Origin of the sequence: Cellulosimicrobium sp. NPDC057862, from assembly GCF_042797035.1 — a bacterium.
Taxonomy (GTDB): Bacteria; Actinomycetota; Actinomycetes; order Actinomycetales; family Cellulomonadaceae; genus Cellulosimicrobium.
In genome coordinates, this window is the sequence record NZ_JBHVMH010000003.1 from 316,121 (window position 1) to 331,945 (window position 15,825).

Sequence of the window (15,825 nt, forward strand, 5' to 3'; positions counted from 1 at the left end):
GAACCTCCCGGCCCCCGGGACGGCCCTCAGAAAGGCAGACACATGCGCACCACCCGACGCACCGCCGCCCTCGTCGCCGCCGCGGCGACCGCCGTCCTCACGCTCAGCGCCTGCGGCGGCGGGGACGACCCGCTCGACGCCGACACCGGGACGTCCGGCGGCAGCGCCTCGTCCGACACGATCGTCGTCGGATCCCAGGCGTACTACTCGAACGAGATCATCGCCGAGATCTACGCCCAGGCCCTGGAGGCCGAGGGCTTCACGGTCGAGCGGAACTTCTCGATCGGCCAGCGCGACGCCTACATGCCGGCGCTCGAGAGCGGCGAGGTGCAGGTCTTCCCCGAGTACACGGGCAACCTCTTGCAGTTCTTCGACCCGGAGACCACCGCGACGTCGCCCGACGACGTGTACGCGGCGCTCCAGGACGCCCTGCCCGACGGGCTCACGGTCCTCGACCAGTCGAGCGCGACGGACCAGGACTCGTACAACGTCACCGAGGCCTTCGCGACCGAGAACGGGTTGACGAGCATCGCGGACCTCGCGGGCCTGGACGTGCCGCTGACGCTCGGCGGTCCGGCGGAGCTCGAGCAGCGCCCCTACGGCCCGCAGGGCCTCAAGGACGTGTACGGCGTCGACGTCTCGTTCGTCGCGACGGGCGACACGACCGTCCAGGACCTCGTCGCCGGCACGGTGAACGTCGCGAACGTGTTCAGCGCCGACCCGCGCATCCAGACCGAGAAGCTCGTGACGCTGGAGGACCCCGAGGGCCTGTTCCTCGCCTCGAACGTCGTGCCGCTCGTCAACGCGGACGTCGCCGAGGAGATCGCGGACGTCCTCAACCCCGTCAGCGCGGCGCTCACGCCCGAGGGCCTCGTCGCCCTGAACGTGGAGTCCACCGAGGGCCAGCGCTCGCCCGAGGACATCGCGGCGGACTGGCTGTCGGAGAACGGCCTGGCCTGACCTTGGGCCCGATCCCTCGCCCCGGCGCGACCGTGGCCCCGTCCCGACGTCGGTCGGGGCGGGGCCACGGTCGTGGACCTGGTGCGCGGAGCGACGTCAGCGCGCGACGCGCGCGGCGATCGCGTCGGCGAAGCGGTCGAGCGACCCCGGCGCGAGGGCGAGGAACAGCGACGGCTCGGTGAGCTCGAGCTCGATGACGACGACTCCGCCGTCGTTGCCCGTCACGACGTCGACGCGCGCGTACAGGAAGCTCGCCGCGTCCCCGCCGCCGACCGCGTCGGCCGCCGCCGCGAGCGCCCGGCGCGCGACGTCGAGCTGCTCCTCGGTCGCGGTGAACGGGCTCATCTCCTCCTGCTGGTACAGGCCGCGGGTCGGGCGGTGCGGGCCGGTGAGGAGCGCGTTCTTGCGCACGGCGTGGGAGAACTCCCCGTCGACGAAGACGAGGCCCGTCTCCCCCGCGGTGTCGACGCTCGTCACGTACGGCTGCACCATGACCTCGCGGCCCGAGACCAGCAGGTTCTTGGCGTGCTGGATCGCGAGCCCGCGCGAGTGCGCCTCACCCGCCTGGTAGCGGCCGGTGTCCTTGGCGCCCGCGCTCACGACGGGCTTGATGACGAAGTCGCCCTGGGCGGGCAGGCGCGTGTGGATCGCGCGCGAGGAGAGGTTGCGCGCGGGGTCGAGCCACAGCGTCGGGATGACGGGGATGCCCGCGCGCTCCAGCTCGCGCAGGTAGCCCTTGTCGGTGTTCCAGCGCAGCACGGCCTCCGCGTTGAGGATGCGCGGGACGCGCGTCGCCCACGCGACGAACTCGTCGCGCCGGGCCGAGTAGTCCCACGTCGAGCGCACGACGACGGCGTCGAACGTGCCCCACTCGACGTCCGGGTCGTCCCAGACGGCGGGCTGCGCGGCGACGCCGCGGGCGTCGAGCGCGCGCACGAGCGGCGCGTCGTCGGGGTCGAGGTGCGGCAGGACGGAGCACGTCGCGAGAGCGACGCGCGGGGCTGAGGTCTCGGTCGTCACGCCCCGAGCCTAGGCCCTGGCGGGCACGGGCGGCCTCCGAAGTACCGCGGGCGGCGCTCAGACGTCCGGCCGGACGGACTGGTGCAGGAACTCGAGCACCGCGGCCACGCGATGGTTGGCGCCCTCGGGCAGGTCGAGCAGGCGGTAGATCACCGTGAGCTGCGCCTCGACGGCCTTCGGCGTGATCCCCAGCTCGGTCGCGACGGCACCGTTCGCCCGGCCCTCGGCCACGAGCTGGAGGACGCGGAACTGCGCGACGGACAACCCTGCGAGCGGGGTGTCCGTGCGGGGCACCGACCGCCGTACGAGCGCGGGATCGATGACCACCCGTCCCTTCGCGACGTCGGCGAGCGCGCGGACGAGCTGGCCCGGCCGGGCGGAGGACCGCTTGGAGAGGTAGCTCCACGGGGTGGGCGCGCTCGCGCTGATCGACCGCACCAGGGCGAGCAGGTTGTGGCTCGACACGAGGAGGATCCGGAGACGGGGATCGCGTTCCTGCAGCGCCCGTCCCAGAGCGATGCCGTTGCCGTCCTCGAGCTCGATGTCGAGGATCGCGACGTCGACCTCGCCTGGCGAGACGACGGCGAGCGCCTCGGCCTGGCCGGCGGCGTCGGCCACGACGTCCATCCCGGGCTGTGCCCGGAGGAGGGCCAGGACCAGGCCCCGCACCATCGCCTCGTCCTCGACGACCGCGACGCGCAGGCGGGGCGCGGTGCTCACGACCGCTCCTCGGCCTCGGCCGCGGGACTCAGCACCGGGATCCTCCCGGCGAGCCGGGCTCCTCCCCGCGCCGACGGACCCAGCACGAGGTCCCCGCCCCGCGCGCGGACGCGGGCCTGGAGGTGCGCGACCCCGGAGAGCCGCGGCTCCGCGGAGAGGCCGGCGCCGTCGTCGTCGACCACGACGTGCGCGAGGCTGCGTCGCTCCGTGAGCGGCTCACCGCGCAGCACCACGCTGATCGCGTCGGCCCGACCGTGCAGCATCGCGTTGTTGACGCCCTCCTCGACGATCGAGAACAGCAGCACCCGGTCGGCAGGAGGCAGGGAGTACCCGGCGAGGACGGCGTCGGCCACGCCCTCGAAGCGCACATCCATGTGCACCGAGGGCGGGAGCCGGTCGGCGAGGAGGAGCAGCGCGGTCGACAGGGAGAAGTCGCCCGCCAGGGGGTAGAGAGAGTGCGCGACCGCGCGGACCTCGGACTCGCGGAGCCGGTCCAGCCGCTCGGACACCGCCTCCAACGAGTGGGCGGCGCGCTCCTGGCCGCCGAGCTCCAGCTCGTCACGGATCGCGTCCACCTCGTGGATCGCGAGGACGAGGCGCTGCTGGAGCCCGCCGTGCAGCTGGCGCGAGACGTCGCGCCGGACCCGGAGCTCCTCCTCCTCCGCCTCGGCCCGGGCGCGCTCGGCACGATACGTCTCCTCGAGGCGGCGGCGCTCCTCCGCACGGATGCGGCGACGTGCCCCGACGTAGTAGAGCGCGACCGAGATCGCGAAGCACGCCTCGAGCGTGCCGAGGGCGACCTGGGCGGCGACGAACTGCCCGGGGGCGCCGCGTGGGAGGGTGAGGTAGAGGGCGCCCGCGCGCACGGCGCCGATGCCGAGGCTCATCCCGAGCACGAGGGCGACCTGCCGCCGCAGCGGCCACGCGAGGACGTGCAGCCGCACGAGGACAGCGGCTGCGAGTCCGCTCGCGGCCGCGACCGCGAGGACCAGGGCGAGGGCGACCTGCGCGACGCGGTCCAGCTCGGCCCCGGCGAGCATGGGCTCGCCGTCGGGGGCGACCGGCCCGAAGTCCTCGATGGCCCACAGGACGAGCTCGACCGCCGGGACGGCAGCGATCAGCACGACGCCTGCCATCGCGATGAGGGCGACGGCGCGGCGCTCGGCACGGTCCCCGTCGCGCACCACGTCCTAATGCTGGCAGAGGCGCGCGCACGTCACCCGTTCAGGCGAGCACCGCGTGGATCACGAGGTTCTCGCGCGCGGCCCCGGACGTCCCCGCGCGCTGCAGGCACGTGAGCACCACGAGGCGTCGCGCGCCGTCCGGGCGGCGCCCCCAGACGTCCGGCGAGACGGCCGCGGCGCCCTTGGAGAGGACTTCCGTGCCCTCGACCACGTACGTCGCCCCGTCCACGCGCAGCACGTCACCGGGGGCGACCGTCGCGGCCGGGTCCCGCGCGCCGCGCTCGAAGAACGCGTTGCCAGGAGCGCGACCGTCGCGCACCGCGTGCATCGCGACGACGAGCGGCCGCACCTCCGCGTCGGTCGTGCGGCCGGGGTCGTCGAGCACGAACGCCTCGGTCAGGGTCGGCGGGTCGAGCACACCGTCCGCCCCCGAGGTCACGCTGAGCGGCACGTCGAGGCCCTGCGCGGGGGCCTCGAACCGACCGCCGGTCGGGCGCGCGTCCGGGGCTGCGGCGCCGGGCGGCGCGTCGAGCCGGACGCACCGCCCGTCGAGGTCGCGCAGGGTGGCGGAAGCGCGGCACGCGCCGCCGTCTCCGAGCCCGAACCACGTGACCGCGCCCGCGCCGAGGAGCGCGAGCACGAGGACCACGACCCAGCCGGCGCGGCCCGCCACGCTCACGGCCCGGTCCTGACCGACCCGTCCGGGACCCCTCCCGGACGCCGCCCGTCCGGACCGTCGGAGCGCCGCCGCAGGGCGCGGGCCGCGCCCGCCGCGACGAGCACGAGCCCGCCCGCGGCCGCAGCCCACCAGGGCGCACCGTCCGGCTCGGCCGCCCCTCCGGTCCGGGCGACGAGGCCGCGCGCGCGATCGACCGCCGTCCCGCCGGAGGTCGCGTCGTCGCCGTCTGTCGCGGAGACGTCCCCGCCGATGCGCACGAGCAGGTCGAAGGAGAACAGCCGCTCGCCGACGAGCGCACGGTTGCCGGTCGTCACCTCGGCCGGGACGTCGTAGGTGACGGGGACGTCGACGCTCCCCCCGCGCGCCAGCGCCGCCTCGTGCACCACCGTCCGGCGGCCCTCCAGGCGCGAGGCGGGGACGCCGTTGACCGTGAGGTCGTCGTAGAAGGCGTCGTCCGCCCAGCCGTCGCCGCCGGGGTCGCGGTGCGCGACCGCGTCGACGACGCTGACCGTGAGCGTGCCCCCCGTCGGGCCCTCGTTGCGCACGCGCAGCACGGCCCCGCCGGAGTCGCCCGGCACGACGACGACCTGGCCCAGCAGCGAGCCGTCGACGAGCACCGCGTCCTCCGGGGTCACGGGGCCGGTGAGGCGCAGCAACGGCGTGCCGTCGGCGTCTCGCTCCAGCCCGACCGGGTCGGCTCCGGTCGACCGTGCCACCCCGGCGACTGCGCGGGAGGCGGGCGCCGGCGCGTCGGCCACGCGCGCGGTGGCGACGACGGGCACGGCCACGGCGGTCGTGGCGGGGACGGCGAAGGGCGTCAGGGTGAGCGCCGCGACGAGCGCGGCGGTGCGGGTCCTGACCATCACGAGGCCTCCTGTCGGGAGCTGGTACCGGCCGGGTCGGTGCGACGCCGGCCGTGGCGGCGGGAACCGTGCGGCGTCACGACCGCGACGACGCCGTAGAGGAGGAGCGCGACCGCACCGGCCCTGAGCACGGTCGGGCCCCAGGAGGCGTTCGTCAGATGACCGACGAGCGGCACCGAGTAGGCCACGCGTCCCTGCACCTGGTCCGGCACGATCGGGTCGTCTGCGGCGTCGTTGGCGTCGCCACGCGTGGTGAGTCCGGCCACGCCCTCCGCGCCCTGCGTGACGCCGACGACGCGGTGGGTCACGAGCGACGGGTCGTCGGAGACCGGCTGGAAGGTCACGACGTCGCCCACGTGGACGTCCGCCGGGTCGACGGGCCGGACCACGACCACGTCACCGGGTGACAGCGCCGGCTCCATCGAGCCGGTGAGCACCGTGAGCGGCGCGGCGCCGAGGAGCGCCGGGAGCACGACGACCGCTGCGACCAGCGCCAGCAGGACCGCCATGACGGTGCCCACCACGACGGACCACGCCCGGCGGAGCGGGCCGCGCGTCGCGCGGTCGGCCGTCGCGGTCCCGGCGGCCGGCGCGGCGGAGAGCGTCGCGGCGCTCATGACCTCGCCTCCTCGAGCCAGGCGAGCAGGTCGTCGCTCGCGACGTCGTGCGCGGCCGCCCAGTCGGCGATCTCCGTGGGCAGCGGGTCGAGGTCGAGCGTGACCGGGTCCAGCCCGGCGTCCCCGAGCAGCTCCCGGAGCTCCGGCGCCCACGACGGTTCCGCCCCGGCGCCGGTGCCCGTGGGGGCCTGGGGGTCCGTCTCGCCGTCCGTCTCGACACCGGTGCCCGCCTCAGCCTGGACGTCCGTCTCGCCGCCCGCCTCGGCGTCCGTGCCCGTGGCCGGGTCGGCCTCGGGAGCCTGGACGGGGCCGCCCGGCGGTTCGTCCGACTGGGCCTCCACCCCGAGGGTGCCGGTCGCGACGGCAGGTGCGGGCGCGGTCTGCGCGTCGTGCCAGAGCCGCCCGGGCCCGATCGCCTCGCCCGGGCGGGTCTGCCACAGGTCCGCGACGAGCACGGCGTCCGGGAGCCGTCGGCCCTGGTACTCGTTCCCGGCCCACGGGTGCATCCGCACGGTGAGCGTCACGGCGAGCTCGTCGGTGCCGTGCGACGGGCCGACCGGGACGTCGGGCGACCCGTCGAACAGCAGGCCCCCCGACGGGTCGAGCGTGCCCGTCGCGACCACGCCTGCGTCCCGCGTGATCGTGACCGTGACGTCGAGCGTGTCGAGGAGCGGGTCGTCGTGCCACGCGGGCACGGACAGCCGCAGGACGGCTTCGAGGTTGTCCCCGGTCAGCGTCGTCCTCAGCCGGTAGGCCGTCGACGCCTCGACCCCCGGTTCGAGCAGCACCGGAGCGGCGCCGTCCGGCTCGAGCGCGACGTCGAGCGCTCCGGCCGCCACGACGGCGCCGCCCGGGGACGACTCGTCCCGCCAGGCGGCGGTCGTCGTCCCCGTCCCTCCGACGAGCAGTGCGACGACCGCCCCCGTGGCGAGGATGGCTGTGCACCTCATGGTGGTACTCCTTCCCGTCTTGACGACGGCTGCCGGGGCGCTCCCGGGGCGGACGCGGTGCCCAGCCCGGGAGCGGCGCCGGCGTGCGGCGTCGGTCAGCGGTCCTGCTCCAGCCGCACCTGGAGGCCGTCCAGGTATGCCTCGGCGGCGATGAAGTCCTGCGCCTGGATGCCGTGCGGGAAGGTCACGAGGACGAACACCTGGAGCTCCTGGAAGCCCTCGTCCTCGAGCACGAGGCCGACGGGGTAGTCGATGTCGTGCGCCTGGTCCCTGGGGGTGCCGTCCTGGTCGGCGACGATGACCTTCACGCCGAGGGCGTCGGCGAGGTCGCCGCTGTGCGCGCCCGCGCCGTGGAGGGAGAGCACCGCCCGCATGTTGTCGCCCTCGGTCCTCGCGGTCACCCGCGTCTGGCCGAGGACGTAGTCGCCGGGAACCGCCTGCCATGCCCCGAGGTCGTCGATCGGGTGACCGACGACGTCGCCCGTGCCGGAACCCGTCCCGTCCGGGTCGAGCCGCTGGAACTCGGTCGGCACGCCGTTCCACACCGTCTGCTCCGGACCGAGCCAGCCCGTGTCCCAGCGCAGTCCCGGGCCGACCTCCCCCACGAGGTCGGCAGCGTCGCCCTGGTCGGGCGAGACGTCGAACCAGCGGGTCTCCTGCGTCTCCACGTCGAGGAGGCCGCTGCGGATCGTCCCGCCAGCGACCCCTGCCTCGTCGTGCCACAGCGCGAACGTGCCGCCCGCGCCGAGGAGCAGCGCACCCCCGGCGACGCCGGCGACGACTCCCTTGATCTTCGTGTCCATGATGGGCGATCCCCTTCGTGCGTCACGTTGCGCGTCCCGCGAGGGTGCTCGCCACCGGAGATCTGCTCCGTCTCGACGACTCGCCGCCGCAACGGTCCCCAGTCTTCGGCGGCCCCGGAGCACGCCCCGGCGCGGGGTAGGGGAAACCCCAAGAGGGCTCGGGCCCACGGGTGCCGGACACCCCGGACGCGACGGCGGGCCGCCGTCCCGCGGACGACGACCCCGACGCGTGGTGGCGAGGTGGGCTACAGCCCGTACTCCTCCAGGAAGCGCAGCCAGACCTCGCTCACCGTCGGGTACGACGGCACCGCGTGCCACAGGCGGCGCAGCGGGACCTCGCCCACGACGGCGATCGTCGCGGCGTGCAGCATCTCCGCCGCGTCGGGGCCGACGAACGTGGCGCCGACGACGACCTCGCGCGCGGCGTCGACGACGAGCTGGGCGCTGCCGGCGTAGTCCTCGGCGCGCACTGCGGCGCCGGAGACGTTCGCGAGGTCGTACCGCACGACCCGCACGTCGATCCCGGCCTCGCGGGCCGTCGCCTCGGTGTGCCCGACGGACGCGACCTCGGGACGTGTGAAGACGACCTGGGGCGACGCGACGCCGTCGGCCGTCGCGGCGAACCGCGACCACGGCTCGGGCGTCGCGCCGACGGCAGGCGCGCGCTCCCCCGCGGTCGGCGCCCCGTCGGCGTCCGGGTCGCCGAACCGGGCCGCGACGACGTCGCCCACGACCCGGCCCTGGTACTTGCCCTGGTGGGTCGTCGCGACCCTCCCGGTGACGTCGCCCGCGGCGTACAGCCAGCCGCCGGCGTCCTCGGCGCCCGGCGCGACCCCTCGGACGAGCATCGTGTCGTCGACCTCGAGCGCACGGCCCGCGACGAGCCCGACCGCGTCGACGCCGAGGTCCTGGGTCCGCGGGACGCGGCCCGTCGCGACGAGCACGCGCTCCGCGGCGACGGGCGACAGGTCCGGCGCCTCGTCGTCGCCACCCCGGTCCCGCCGCGACCCCGCGGCCGACAGCGCGAGCCGCGCCCCGCCGTCGGGCAGCGCCTCGACCGAGGCGACGCCGACGCCGATCCGCACGTCCACGCCCAGCGCGCGCAGAGACTCCGCGACCGCCTCCCCCGCCCAGGGCTCCGTCCGACCGAGCAGGCCACCACGCGACAGCACCGTGACGCGGGCGCCCAGGTCGGTGAACGCGACGGCCATCTCGGTCGCGACCACTCCCCCGCCCACGATCGCGAGCGACTCCGGCACGTCCTCGACCGCCGTCGCCTCGCGGCTCGTCCAAGGGTTCGCGTCGGCGAGGCCGGGCACGTCCGGGAGCAAGGGGACGCTCCCGGTCGCGACGATCACGGCGTGCCGGGCCGCGATCCGCCGCACGCGCGGGAGGCCGTCCGGGTCGGCGTCGGGCTCCTCCGCGACGACCTCCACGAGGCGCGGTCCGACGATCCGCCCCAGCCCGCGCACGAGCGCGATCCCCGCGCCCTCGACCCACGAGACCTGGCCGCCGTCGTCCCAGTCCGCGACCATCGCGTCGCGGCGCGCGAGCACCGCGGGGACGTCGAGCGCGTCGTCGATGCCCACGCCGGGGACGCCCCGCGCCTCGGCGCGTGCCGCGCCGGGCCGCAGGAGCGTCTTGGAGGGGATGCACGCCCAGTACGAGCACTCGCCGCCCACGAGCTCGGCCTCGACGAGCGCGACGCTCAGGCCCGTGCGCCCGGCGCGGTCGGCGGCGTTCTCCCCGACGGGCCCGCCGCCGATCACGATCACGTCGTAGGTCTCGTCGGGCGCGGTCTCCTGCTGCGGGTCGCTCGTCATGGGCCCATCCTCACGCGGTGTCGCGGTCGTCGCTCAGCGGGACGTCGACGGCCTCAGTCGACGCGCGCCTCGTCGAGCCGGTCGAGGACCTGCCGGACGGTCTCGGCGACGGACCACCCGGTCGTGTCGAGGTGCAGGCCGCCGGGCGTCTCCCGCGCGGCGGCCGCGAACTCGCCCGGAGTCCAGTCCCCGTACCCCTGCTTGTGCCGGGCCGCGTCGCGCGCGGCGAGCGTCGCGGCGTCGGGCGCGAGCACGACGGCGTAGCACGGGCGGGTGCGCACGCGCGCCGTGAACCGCTCCAGGTCGGGCCCGAGCAGGATGTCCTGGACGACGGCGACCACGCCGGCCGCGGCGTACGTGTCCGCGGCCTGGGCCGCGAGCTGCTGCCGCAGGTCGAGCTGGGCGCGGGCAGCGGGCGACAGGGGCGGCGCCATCGACGCCTGCCCGCTCACGACGAACCGCCGGAACAGGTCGCCGCGCACGTGCGCCGCGAGCGGGAACGTCCGCGCGAGCGCCTCGGCGACGGTCGACTTGCCCGAGGCCATCGCCCCGGTGACCACGAGGACCGGCGCCGGCGTCCCCGTGCGAGCGGCCGCGGCGGGTGGGGTCGGAGACGTCATGGCGCGACCGTACGTCGCGCGCCGTGCCCACGGCGACGGGATTGCGGCGCGAGGGCCGTCGACCGGCGGGACGGCAGCCGCGCACGTCGACCGGGCCACCGGACGCGCGGACGCCCCCGGCCCGGGCGGACCGGGGGCGCCGCGTGCGGAGCGGAGGAGCGTCCCGCTAGTGCGTGACCGCCTTCTCGGCGCCCGCGCCCGTGAGCGAGCGGACCTCCATCTCGGCGAACTTCTCCGGGTGCGGCTTCTCCTTGCTGAGCAGCGTCCCGACGATCCCGAGCAGGAACGCGAGCGGGATGGAGATGATGCCGGGGTTGCTCAGCGGGAAGATCGCGAAGTCGATGTCGGTGTTCTTGATCATCGACAGGCTCGCGCCCGTGACCGGGTCGACCTTGCCGGAGACGACGGGCGAGAACGCGATGAGCACGACGCACGAGACGAGCCCGCCGTACATGCTCCACAGGGCCCCGGACGTGTTGAAGCGCTTCCAGAACAGCGAGTAGAGGATCGTCGGCAGGTTCGCGCTCGCCGCGACGGCGAACGCGAGCGCCACGAGGAACGCGACGTTCTGGCCCTGCGCGAAGATGCCACCGAGGATCGCGAGGATCCCGATGACGACGACGGTGATCCGCGCGACCTTGACCTCGCCGTCGGGCTTCACCTCGCCCCGCTTGATGACGTTGGCGTAGATGTCGTGGGCGAAGCTCGCCGCCGCGGTGATCGTCAGGCCCGCCACGACGGCGAGGATCGTCGCGAACGCGACGGCCGAGATGAAGCCGAGCAGGATCTCGCCGCCGAGCGCGAACGCGAGCAGCGGTGCCGCCGAGTTCACGCCGCCTGGTGCGGCGCTGATCGTCTCCGGCCCGACGAGCGCCCCGGCGCCGTACCCCAGCACGAGCGTGAACAGGTAGAAGATGCCGATGAGCCAGATCGCCCAGACGACCGAGCGGCGGGCCTCCTTGGCCGACGGCACGGTGTAGAAGCGCATGAGCACGTGCGGCAGCCCGGCCGTGCCGAGCACGAGGGCCAGGGCGAGCGAGAGGAAGTCGAGCTTGGTGGTGCCCGTCGCGCCGTACTGCTTGCCCGGCTCGATGAGCGCCTCGCCGCCTGCCCCGGCCTTGTCGATCGCGCCCTGGAGCAGGTCGGAGAGGTTGAAGCCGAACTTGGCGAGCACCCACACCGTCATGACCGCGGCGCCCGCGATGAGCAGCACGGCCTTGATGATCTGCACCCACGTGGTGCCCTTCATGCCGCCGACGAGCACGTAGAGGATCATGAGCGCGCCCACGACCGCGACGACGACGCTCTGCCCCGCCGTCGAGGAGACGCCGAGCAGGAGGGCCACGAGCCCGCCCGCGCCCGCCATCTGGGCGAGCAGGTAGAAGAACACGACGGCCAGGGTCGCGAGGGCCGCCGCCATGCGCACGGGGCGCTGCTTGAGCCGGAAGGACAGCACGTCGGCCATCGTGAACTTCCCGGTGTTGCGCAGCAGCTCGGCGACGAGCAGCAGCGCGACGAGCCACGCGACGAGGAACCCGATCGAGTAGAGGAAGCCGTCGTACCCGTTGATCGCGATGGCCCCGCAGATCCCGAGGAAGCTCGCGGCGGAGAGGTAGTCGCCCGCGATGGCGGTGCCGTTCTGCGGGCCGGTGAACGAGCGTCCGCCTGCGTAGTAGTCCGCGGCGGACTTGTTCTGCCGCGACGCGCGCAGCACGATGACGAGCGTCACGGCGACGAAGACGCCGAAGATCGCGACGTTGACGACCGGGTTACCGACGTCCGTGGCCTCCGCGGCCAGGAGGTGAGCGCTCACAGCTCGTCCTCCTCGATCTCCCGGCGCAGCTCGTCCGCCGCGGCGTCGAAGCGCTTGTTGGCCCAGCGCGCGTAGATCATGGTGATCGCGAACGTGGACACGAACTGGCCGAGGCCGAAGAGCAGCCCGACCGTGATGTTCCCCCACACCCGGATGCTCATGAAGTCGTGCGCGTAGTTCGCCAGCAGGACGTAGACGAAGTACCACACGAGGAACAGCGCGGTCATCGGGAACACGAAGTTCCGGAAGCGCCTACGTAGGTCCTGGAACTCGGGCGAGCGTTGTACGCGCTGGTAGTCGGTCTCTTCGGCGGGCCCCGTTCCGGGGTCGGCCGTCACGTCGGTCATGACGCCTCCGTTGGCTCATTCCGTGGACTGACACAGAGCCCGCACCCGCAGACGGCCACCTGTCGACGCGACCGCACGCGACACTGCGTGCCCGGGGCGACGTTCCACCCCCGGCACAATGTGCCGTAGATCACTTCTGTCCGCAAGAACCTGGCGCGGCCGGTCGGGCGCCGGTCCCCGACGCGTCAGACGCGCACGTACTCCAGGTCGGTGATGACGCGGCCGGCGTTCTCGCCCTTGCGCTCGAACCCGGTGAGCACGCGGCCCTCGAAGCGCGGCGCCACGCCGCGCGGGCCGTGGACGTTGCGCAGCCCGGGCGCGGCGTCGAGCACGTCGATCATCTGCTCCGCGTACTCGGCCCAGTCCGTGGCGAGGCGCAGCGTCCCACCGGGCCGCGCGCCGTCCGCCTCGCCCGGGGCCCGCAGCACCCGCTCCGCGAGCGCCGCGAACGACGGCGCCACGAGGCGCCGCTTGTGGTGGCGGGACTTGTGCCACGGGTCGGGGAAGAAGATCCACAGCTCGTCGACGCTCCCCGCGGGCAGCGTCGTGGCCAGCAGCTCCGCCGCGTTCGCCTGGACCAGCCGCACGTTCGGCAGGTCGCGCTGGGACGCGCGCAGCACGGTCTGCGCGAGGCCCGGGGCGTAGACCTCGACCGCGAGGAAGTCGGTGCCCGGCTCGCGCTCGGCCGCGGCCACCACGGCCTCGCCCTGGCCCGAGCCGATCTCGACGACGAGGCGCGCCTCGCGCCCGAACGTCCCCGCGACGTCGAGCACGTACGCCGGGTCGACCGACGTCCGCGCGACGTCACGGGGCACGTCGACCACGTAGCGGTCCCGGTGCTCGTCCCACGCGCGCTGCTGGCGCGGGGCGAGGCGCCCGCTGCGTCGCACGAACGACACCGGCTGCGTGCGGTAGCGCGGGCGGTCGTCGAGGGTGTCGGGGGTCGGGTCGGGCATCGCACCAGGGTACGGGCGCCCCGCGCGGGGACCTACCGCGCGGGGCGCCCGGGCGTCCGTCAGACGTACGCCGCGTACGCCGGCAGGTCGAGGACGCCGTTGCCCGACAGCCCGAGCACGATCACCTCCGCCTCGGTCGCCGCGCGCGCGTGCGCGACCGCCGCCGCGACCGCGTGCGTCGACTCCGGCGCGGGGATGATGCCCTCGCTGCGCGCGAACAGCGTCCCGGCCGTGAACGCCTCTTCCTGGTCGACGGCGACCGCGTCCATGAGCCCGAGGTTCACCGCGTGCGACACCATCGGCGACATGCCGTGGTAGCGCAGCCCGCCCGCGTGGATCGCCGGCGGGACGAAGTCCTTGCCGAGCGTGTGCATCTTGAGCAGCGGCGTGAGGCCCGCGACGTCGCCGAAGTCGTAGCGGTACTCGCCCTGGGTGAGCGACGGGCACGCGGCGGGCTCGCACGCGACGAGCCGCGTCGTCGTGCCCTCGCGCAGGTTGCGGCCGAGGAACGGGAACGTCAGGCCCGCGAGGTTGGACCCGCCGCCCGCGCACCCGAAAACCACGTCCGGCGCGCCCTCGCCCGCCTCGTCGAGCTGGACGAGCGCCTCCTGGCCGATGACGCTCTGGTGCAGCATGACGTGGTTCAGCACGCTGCCCAGCGCGTAGTGCGCCGCGGGGTCCTTGGCCGCGGTCTCCACCGCCTCGCTGATCGCCATGCCGAGCGACCCCGTCGTGTCCGGGTCGGCGGCGAGCATCGCGCGGCCGGCCTCGGTGAGGTCCGACGGCGACGGGTGGCAGATCCCGCCGTAGACCTCCATCTGCGCGCGGCGGTACGGCTTGGAGTCGTACGACGCGCGCACCTGCCACACCTCGACGTCGAGCCCGAGCAGCGCGCCCGCGAAGGACAGCGAGGCGCCCCACTGGCCCGCACCCGTCTCGGTCGTGAGCTTCGTCGTGCCCTCGAGCGCGTTGTAGTACGCCTGCGCGACCGCGGTGTTCGGCTTGTGCGAGCCGACCGGGCTCACGCCCTCGTACTTGTAGTAGATCCGGGCCGGGGTGCCCAGGGCTCGCTCGAGGCGCCGCGCGCGCACGAGCGGCGACGGCCGCCACAGCGCGTAGATCTCGCGGATCGTCTGCGGGATCTCGACGTAGCGCTCGGTCGTGACCTCTTGCTGGACGAGCGCGAGCGGGAACAGCGGCGCGAGGTCGTCGGGCGTGAGGGGCTCACGCGTGCCGGGGTGCAGGTGCGGCGGCACGGGCTCGGGCAGGTCCGCGGCGAGGTTGTACCAGTGCGTCGGGACGGTCGAGGGCACCTCCGCGCCGGTCGGCTCGAGGGACCGGACGGGGACGGGAGACTGCTGTGTCGTCATTCTGGGGGCTCCAGCTCAGGTACGGCCGCTGGGCCGACGACGCGTGCTCCGGGGTCCGCCGAGGCCGCCCACGTCGTCGGGGCACGGCCGGATGAGGTCACCGGCCGTCAGGCGGCCGGCCACCAGGGGGTCACGGACGGGTGCGTCACGCCGCCGACCCTACCCCGGCGTGCGCGGCCGGGACACCACCGGTAGGGACCACCGGCACCGGCCCCGGGACGATCGGCCCTCGCGCGCGCGAGGAGAGGCAGATGGGATGGGACCAGGACGCCGGACGACGGCAGTGCCGGCGCGGACGGAAGGAGCCGTCATGGTCAGCAACCACGTTCCCGGCCGGTTCGAGGGCCGCACCGCGATCGTCACCGGCGCGGGCGCCGGCATCGGGCGCGCGACGGTCGAGCGGCTGCTCGCGGAGGGCGCGCGCGTCGTCGCGACGGACGTCCGGGAGGACCGCCTGGAGAAGCTCGTCGCGGACGTCGGGACCGACGCCCTCGTGACGGTCGCGGGCGACGTGAGCGAGCAGACGACGGTCGACGCGGTGGTCGCCGCCGCGGACGGTCGCGTGGACGCGCTCGCCAACGTCGCGGGCATCATGGACGGCTTCCTGCCGAGCGCCGAGGTCGACGACTCGACCTGGGACCTCGTCATGGCCGTCAACGTCACGGCCGTCATGCGGCTCACGCGCGCGGTGCTCCCGCTCATGCTCGACGCCGGGAAGGGGTCGATCGTCAACGTCGGGTCCGAGGCGGGTACGCGCGCCTCGGCCTCGGGCACCGCCTACGCGACGTCGAAGCACGCGATCGTCGGCTTCACGAAGAGCACGGCCTTCTTCTACACCCCGCAGGGCGTGCGGGCGAACGTCGTCGCGCCGGGCGCCGTCGCGACGAGCATCGAGGCGCCCTTCCGCTCGCAGCTCGCCGGCGAGCGGCTCGGCCCGATCATGGCGACGACCGTCCCGCCCGCCGCGAGCGCCGACGAGCTCGCCGCGGCGATCACGTGGCTGCTCTCGGACGACTCGGCGAACGTCTCCGGCGCCGTGCTGCACAGCGACGGCGGCTGGGCCGCCGTCTGACCACGACGGCCACCGGGCCGAGAACGGA

The 15,825-nt window shown here is 74.8% G+C and carries 16 protein-coding genes; 2 read left to right on the top strand and 14 right to left on the bottom strand.

The genetic code is table 11. The features are described from left to right. Positions 1-42 precede the first annotated feature (42 nt). Positions 43-960: an ABC transporter substrate-binding protein gene (locus tag ACFVN3_RS06890; protein ID WP_378231939.1), complete on the top strand. Its 918-nt coding sequence runs from the start codon at positions 43-45 to the stop codon at positions 958-960. A 96-nt stretch (positions 961-1,056) separates the two neighbouring features. Here the strand turns inward: ACFVN3_RS06890 and ACFVN3_RS06895 are convergent, their stop codons facing one another. From ACFVN3_RS06895 to ACFVN3_RS06960, 14 genes are all read right to left on the bottom strand, one after another. Next, the gene (locus tag ACFVN3_RS06895; RefSeq protein WP_378231941.1) at positions 1,057-1,980 is read right to left on the bottom strand and encodes a RimK family alpha-L-glutamate ligase; all 924 of its coding nucleotides are present in this window, start codon (positions 1,978-1,980) and stop codon (positions 1,057-1,059) included. A 57-nt stretch (positions 1,981-2,037) separates the two neighbouring features. After that, complete coding sequence (locus ACFVN3_RS06900) at positions 2,038-2,700, bottom strand: response regulator (protein ID WP_378231944.1); 663 nt, start codon at positions 2,698-2,700, stop codon at positions 2,038-2,040. After that, a complete protein-coding gene (locus tag ACFVN3_RS06905; protein WP_378231946.1) occupies positions 2,697-3,887 on the bottom strand; it encodes a sensor histidine kinase in 1,191 nt (396 codons plus the stop codon). Before ACFVN3_RS06905 ends, ACFVN3_RS06900 begins: the two co-directional genes overlap by 4 nt. Before the next feature lie 37 nt (positions 3,888-3,924). Next, complete coding sequence (locus ACFVN3_RS06910) at positions 3,925-4,563, bottom strand: hypothetical protein (RefSeq protein ID WP_378231948.1); 639 nt, start codon at positions 4,561-4,563, stop codon at positions 3,925-3,927. Further along, entirely contained in the window at positions 4,560-5,426 is an 867-nt protein-coding gene (locus tag ACFVN3_RS06915) for a hypothetical protein (protein ID WP_378231950.1), read from the bottom strand. Before ACFVN3_RS06915 ends, ACFVN3_RS06910 begins: the two co-directional genes overlap by 4 nt. Then, the gene (locus ACFVN3_RS06920) at positions 5,426-6,043 is read right to left on the bottom strand and encodes a signal peptidase I (RefSeq protein ID WP_378231952.1); all 618 of its coding nucleotides are present in this window, start codon (positions 6,041-6,043) and stop codon (positions 5,426-5,428) included. The genes ACFVN3_RS06915 and ACFVN3_RS06920 overlap by 1 nt, the downstream gene beginning before the upstream one ends. After that, entirely contained in the window at positions 6,040-6,993 is a 954-nt protein-coding gene (locus tag ACFVN3_RS06925) for a hypothetical protein (protein ID WP_378231954.1), read from the bottom strand. Before ACFVN3_RS06925 ends, ACFVN3_RS06920 begins: the two co-directional genes overlap by 4 nt. Before the next feature lie 95 nt (positions 6,994-7,088). Beyond that, positions 7,089-7,796: a SipW-dependent-type signal peptide-containing protein gene (locus ACFVN3_RS06930; protein WP_378231956.1), complete on the bottom strand. Its 708-nt coding sequence runs from the start codon at positions 7,794-7,796 to the stop codon at positions 7,089-7,091. A 245-nt stretch (positions 7,797-8,041) separates the two neighbouring features. Then, positions 8,042-9,619: a dihydrolipoyl dehydrogenase family protein gene (locus tag ACFVN3_RS06935; protein ID WP_378231958.1), complete on the bottom strand. Its 1,578-nt coding sequence runs from the start codon at positions 9,617-9,619 to the stop codon at positions 8,042-8,044. Positions 9,620-9,672: 53 nt separating this feature from the next. After that, positions 9,673-10,239 (bottom strand): AAA family ATPase, encoded by a 567-nt coding sequence (locus ACFVN3_RS06940; protein ID WP_378231961.1) that lies wholly within the window; start codon positions 10,237-10,239, stop codon positions 9,673-9,675. 166 nt (positions 10,240-10,405) lie between these two features. Beyond that, a complete protein-coding gene (locus ACFVN3_RS06945) occupies positions 10,406-12,052 on the bottom strand; it encodes a cation acetate symporter (RefSeq protein WP_378231963.1) in 1,647 nt (548 codons plus the stop codon). Next, complete coding sequence (locus tag ACFVN3_RS06950) at positions 12,049-12,399, bottom strand: DUF485 domain-containing protein (RefSeq protein ID WP_378231966.1); 351 nt, start codon at positions 12,397-12,399, stop codon at positions 12,049-12,051. Before ACFVN3_RS06950 ends, ACFVN3_RS06945 begins: the two co-directional genes overlap by 4 nt. A gap of 185 nt (positions 12,400-12,584) precedes the next feature. Then, entirely contained in the window at positions 12,585-13,355 is a 771-nt protein-coding gene (gene trmB, locus ACFVN3_RS06955) for a tRNA (guanosine(46)-N7)-methyltransferase TrmB (protein WP_378231968.1), read from the bottom strand. 59 nt (positions 13,356-13,414) lie between these two features. Continuing rightward, on the bottom strand, positions 13,415-14,725 hold the full coding sequence (locus ACFVN3_RS06960; RefSeq protein ID WP_378231970.1) for a TrpB-like pyridoxal phosphate-dependent enzyme: 1,311 nt from the start codon (positions 14,723-14,725) through the stop codon (positions 13,415-13,417). 310 nt (positions 14,726-15,035) lie between these two features. On the opposite strand from ACFVN3_RS06960, the gene ACFVN3_RS06965 reads away from it, so the two are divergent. After that, positions 15,036-15,797 (top strand): SDR family NAD(P)-dependent oxidoreductase, encoded by a 762-nt coding sequence (locus ACFVN3_RS06965; protein WP_378231972.1) that lies wholly within the window; start codon positions 15,036-15,038, stop codon positions 15,795-15,797. Positions 15,798-15,825 lie beyond the last annotated feature (28 nt).